Source organism: Streptosporangium sp. NPDC050148 (assembly GCF_055586505.1).
In genome coordinates, this window is sequence record NZ_JBVJIA010000011.1 from 1 (window position 1) to 5040 (window position 5040).

A 5040-nucleotide genomic window follows, 5' to 3' on the forward strand; every position below is an offset into this window, starting at 1 on the left:
ACCGGTCTCGGGCGAAAGATCTCGGAGATCTTGCAACGGAAGTAGGCATCCGCTCCGCTCTGCCGGACCGGGGACGTGCCCGCGACCGTCATTAGCATCGGAAGCGGGGCGGCAGAGGTGTTCCCCCACCAATCGAGCGTTCCTGATGAACACGAGCGGAGCGGCCGGCGCAATCCGAAGGACCCCGTAGGGGCCGCGTAGCGGTTGGGCCGGTGGTCGGAGCGGGCGGCAGTGCGTTCACGGTCGGCGCGGCGTTCGGTGCGGCGGGCGGGCCGGTGCGGCGGGCGGCGGGGTCCGGCCGTCCGCGCCGGGCGGGCGCGGGACGGGACCGGCCTCCAGGCCGCATGCCCGGCCCCGATGTCCGTCCGGCGCGGACGGGCGTGCCGCGCCGGATGGCGGCGCGGAGCATTGCCGCCCTTCCCTCTTAGCGCATCGAGGACAAAAGAGCCATAGAGCACACTTGCCTGTCCTTCCTCATGGCGAGCATTGAAGTCAATGATCGTCATAGAAATCGACAAAAGGCCCATATGGGGAGAGTGTAGGCGAAGCTGCTGGTCTGCTTACATTGACTAGCATCGAAGTCCTTGATCTCAGCTCGTCTCGCTCTTAAGCGGCGGAGGACGCAGCCCCGACTGGACATAACATGATTTTCAGTTTGTCCCTCTCGTATGGTTACGATCTGCCATCATGTTCCCATGGCTCAAGGGAACGCTGAATCCGATCATGGACCAACAAGTGCATCGGTCGAATTGGATGCTGTAGATGAACGTAATAAATATGCTGTTCGCAAGGTTCGCGAGTATTTCTATGTAGATCTCCAACGCGTCCGATCTTATTATGCTCAGCTAAACCGAGGAATCATTGAAGGTATCGTTTCCAAAGAGAGCAAAACTAGCAAGGGTGAAGCTCAGGCGAAGCTGATGGGGTTTGGTCCTAGCGGATCTCGTGAATCTGGTAGGGCCCGCGAGGAAACAAGGTCCCTGCACGAGCTCAGTGCAGTTATCTTTGAGGAGATGTGCGAGAGGGAGGCGCTAATTCATGAGGTCGGACCTTTGCTCTCCAACCTTGATGCGTGGAATTCGGGGGAAATACATCGAGAACTATACGAGGGGCAACTCGTTCGGTTCACTGGATCTCTCGATCTGCATGATCCTGCTTTCTTTGGGCAACGCGTAGACCAATTCCAGCGACTCGTATCTGCTTTTGTCGGGATAGTGATGGAGGAAGAAGAGTCGCGACCTCCGACACCACCCGTGCGTCAGGGCGGACGTACAGTGCAAGGGACCCGTGCGAAAGATGCCAAAGAAGTTCGCGAGGAAAAAAAGGCAGAGCTGGTCAAAGCGTTGCTTCAAGGAATAAGCCCTGAGAAGATCGCAGAGATCAAGGATTTTATTGCGTCCCTAGCAAACGATGCTGTCTCTATACGCGCATTCCCGTTTGGGGAGGATCGTCGCGAATTCAATCTGTCTGGCGCACTTCTTAGCCGTAGCGAATACATGCAGAATGAACGCGAAGAACTCTACAGCCGCTACGGATACACTCTCGATAACTGGACTATGGTCGCGCAGATTGCAAGGATTCCTAAGAGGCCTCCAACGGAAGCGCCGACTTTCGAAATCGAGGGAGAACTCATCGTGAACGGCAGAATGGACCGGATAGCCATGGAGCGCGTAGGAATATCTCTCATTAAATACATTGAATCCTTTGGTTTTGCCGAAGGCCCCATTTATCCATCGATATCAGTTACACCCTTAGCGGTCTATCGAGAATTTTTCTAGAAAAACATATGAACCTTTTAGGTGGCACTAGCTGCGACCGGTCGAAGCCCGCAGCGTGGCCAGCTTTGCTCGACGCGTTCCTTGAAGCGCTCGACTCTGTCCTCGCCGAGCAGATCGAACGCCAGGCCGCCGTTGTTCACACTTAACGCGCTAGCCGGGACAGAAGTGAAAAGATTATTGGGATCACTAAAAAACATAACACTTAAGTCGCTCTCAAGATATCGACTCCAAAAGTCGAATAAGAATAAAGATTCTTTTAAGATTCTTCCATGGTGGGTGGCCATCGTTGGGGTACTCGCAACCCTGCTCTCGACATGGGCGGCAATCACATGGCTGTCGACTTTAGCCCATGGAAATCCTACTTTGGAATTTGATGCCGTAAAGACTGGACTGACGGTAGGCGCGGCCACCGGTGGTGCTACCGCCCTCCTCTTGTCTTTAAGAAAACAATGGTTAAACGAAATTGCGCATCGACTTCAGGAAGACGTTGCGCAGGACAACAAGGGCGACTCACAAGAGCGTCTAGTAACGGATCTTTACACCAAGGCTGTAGAGCAACTAGGGCACGAAAAGGCTCCTGTCAGAATCGGCGGCCTCTATGCGCTCGAACGACTCGCCAACAGCTATCCTGTGCATCGGCAGAGCATTATCAACGTTATTTGCGGATATCTACGGATGCCGATGCCTAAGACTGTAGAGGGTATGGCAGGTAGCAATGGGCTACCTGCGCAGGATTCTCCCCTGGCTGCAACTGAAGTAACCCTGGACCCTCAAGAGCTAGAGGTCCGCAAAACTGCCATTGGCATCCTGAGCCATCATCTTCACGCCGAAACATGGCGAAATGACGATATCGGGAAAGATGTGAGAACGTGGGATCGAATGCGCATCGATTTATCGGGTGCATTTATTCCAATAGATTTAGACATCGGAGACGTTGACATAGAGGATCTCGTTGCCGATCAAGCGGAGTTTCTTGGCAACTTTTACCTGTCCAGTCTCACGATCCATGGTCGGGCATCCTTTATGGGTGCCACATTTCATGGGGAAGTTGAGATATACAAAATCAATATGCAGAGTGACGCCGCTGTCTTCGATGGCGCTAAGTTCAAGTCGCATCTAAATTTAGATGATTCCACTTTAGTGCACGGCGTTCACTTCGATGGCGCCGAATTCATGGGAAGTTATGCCCAGTTCTCCAACACTCATCTCGGCGACGCATACTTCGAAGATGCCAAATTTCAAACACGCGCTACATTCCCTGAGTCGCGCTTCTATTCAATGAAATTTGCTCGAGCCGTTGGCATCGTCGATCTTTCTCGTGCTCTGTCTAAGAAGAGTAATTACATGTCTCTTCCCAAAGAGTGGGCTCTCGACGGAGGATCGCGCGACTCGGAGGGTTACTACGCATTCAGGGCAGTGCCGTAGAGGGTTGGCGCACGGGCGGTGCTGGTCGCGACCGGTGACCGCCCGACGCGCAGGCCGCCGCAGGCGGACTGCCTTGACCCTGTAATGAAGATCCTCGCCAACTGGGGTCCTGTGGGATGCCCTTCCCCTCCGATGCTGCTGCCTTCCTGTGATTTCACCAGGTCAGGAAGCCTCATGTGAGATTTGGGCGAGCTGGTCACTGTCGTGGCTATGTTCCCCCTGAGCTACTACACTAGTGAAAATAGGTCGCCGGGAACATGCCCGAGGTGGGGCTCGGCCACTGGCAGTTGTGGACCCGGTACCCCTCGGCGCTCTGGCCACCGGTCGGGACGCCCCAGTCGCGGCAGGTGTTGCCCGCCGGTTCGGCCGTCGACCACAGGTCGCCGTTGTGGTACGACTTCCCGGAGACCGGCTCCACGCTCCTGCCGTCGTAGGTGAAGCCCGGGGCGGGCTGGTCGTAGTACCAGCTCCACTGGGCGTCGCGCACCCCGTAGACCTTGGGGGTGAACAGGCCCTTGGCGCCCCAGCGGGAGCTGTGGTTGTAGACCACGTCCTGGTAGATCTTGATGCCCTTGGCGTGGGCGGCGTTGATCAGGTCCTGGTACGAGGCGCCCGGTGACTCCAGCCGGGCGTCGACGCGGTGGAAGTCCCAGCCGTGGTAGCCGTGGAAGTCGTAGTCGGACCGGTTCAGCACGACCGGGGTGATCCACAGCGCGGAGAACCCGAGCCCCTTGACGTAGTCGAGCTTGTCGATCAGTCCCTTGAAGTCGCCGCGGAACATCGGGTCGTCGTTCGCGGCGTTGCCGGACTTCACGTGCTGGCTGCCGCCCCGGTTGTTGGCCGTGTCGCCGTCGGCGAACCGGGCGGTCATCACGAAGTAGATCGAGTCCTCGCGGGGGTCGCCCCCGAGCGGGGTGCCGCCCGCCGGTTGCGCGGGCCCGCGGCCGGTGGTGGCGGTGGCCGCGGGGCTCGCCGGTGAGACGTTCCCCGCGGCGTCCCTGGCCTGGACGGTGTAGCGGTAGGCGGTGTTCTCGGCCAGGCCGGTGTCGGAGTACACGGTGGCCGTGACGCCGGTGAGGTCGGTGACCTTCGTGCCGCCGGTGCCGCCGGTCCTGGTGATCCGGTAGCCGGTCACCCCGACGTCGTCGGTGGCGGCGTCCCAGGCGATCGCGATCGAGGTGCCGTTCGCGACGGCGGTGAGGCCGGCCGGTGCGGTGGGGGCGACGGTGTCGGGGCCCTGGGGGACGCACGGGTTCGCCGCGTTCGCGGTCACGACGCGGTTCCTGACCGTGCTGACGCCGGTGCCGATGACGTAGTCGGCGCCGCCGTTGTTGTCCCAGGTGCCGGAGCCGTTGTTGAAGGCGGCCCTGAGGCCGGTCGCCGAGCCCAGGTCGATCGTCCTCTTCTTCCAGCCGGCGCAGGCGGTCTCGCCCATGGGGACGCCGGGGACGGCGGTCCAGGAGCCGCCGGTGGGCCGGTAGTGGATGTTGGCGGCGTTCCAGCCGGTCGCGTAGTAGACGGTGGCGCTGCCGGCCGCCGAGGCGGCGGGGATCGCGGCGAGCAGGGGGACGAGGGCGAGCAGGGCGGCGACGAGCAGCCCCGCGGTGCGGTGGGCGGGTGAGCGCATGGGGTTCCTCTGATCGAGGGGCCGGAGGGTGGCCCCGGGCGCGCGAGGGCGCCCGGGGCGGCGGTCCGGGCGTGCGGAACGCCCGGGTCCGGGCCCAGGGGGGGGGGGGGGGGGGGAGGGGGGGGGGGAGGGGGGGGGGGGGGGGGGGGGGTGGGGGTGGGGGGGGGGGGGGGGTCTCGCTCTTCTTCGTTGTCGGCGTTGTTTCGTGGA

3 protein-coding genes are annotated in these 5040 nt (G+C 60.3%); 2 read left to right on the top strand and 1 reads right to left on the bottom strand.

The genetic code is table 11. The features are described 5' to 3' along the window. The first annotated feature begins 695 nt into the window (after positions 1 to 695). Both ACZ6RT_RS14480 and ACZ6RT_RS14485 read left to right on the top strand, forming a co-directional pair. On the top strand, positions 696 to 1778 hold the full coding sequence (locus ACZ6RT_RS14480) for a DUF6414 family protein (RefSeq protein WP_470153830.1): 1083 nt from the start codon (positions 696 to 698) through the stop codon (positions 1776 to 1778). A 276-nt stretch (positions 1779 to 2054) separates the two neighbouring features. Then, complete coding sequence (locus tag ACZ6RT_RS14485) at positions 2055 to 3203, top strand: pentapeptide repeat-containing protein (protein WP_470153832.1); 1149 nt, start codon at positions 2055 to 2057, stop codon at positions 3201 to 3203. Positions 3204 to 3435: 232 nt separating this feature from the next. Here the strand turns inward: ACZ6RT_RS14485 and ACZ6RT_RS14490 are convergent, their stop codons facing one another. Then, positions 3436 to 4830 (bottom strand): carbohydrate binding domain-containing protein, encoded by a 1395-nt coding sequence (locus ACZ6RT_RS14490; RefSeq protein ID WP_470153834.1) that lies wholly within the window; start codon positions 4828 to 4830, stop codon positions 3436 to 3438. Between the last annotated feature and the right edge of the window lie 210 nt (positions 4831 to 5040).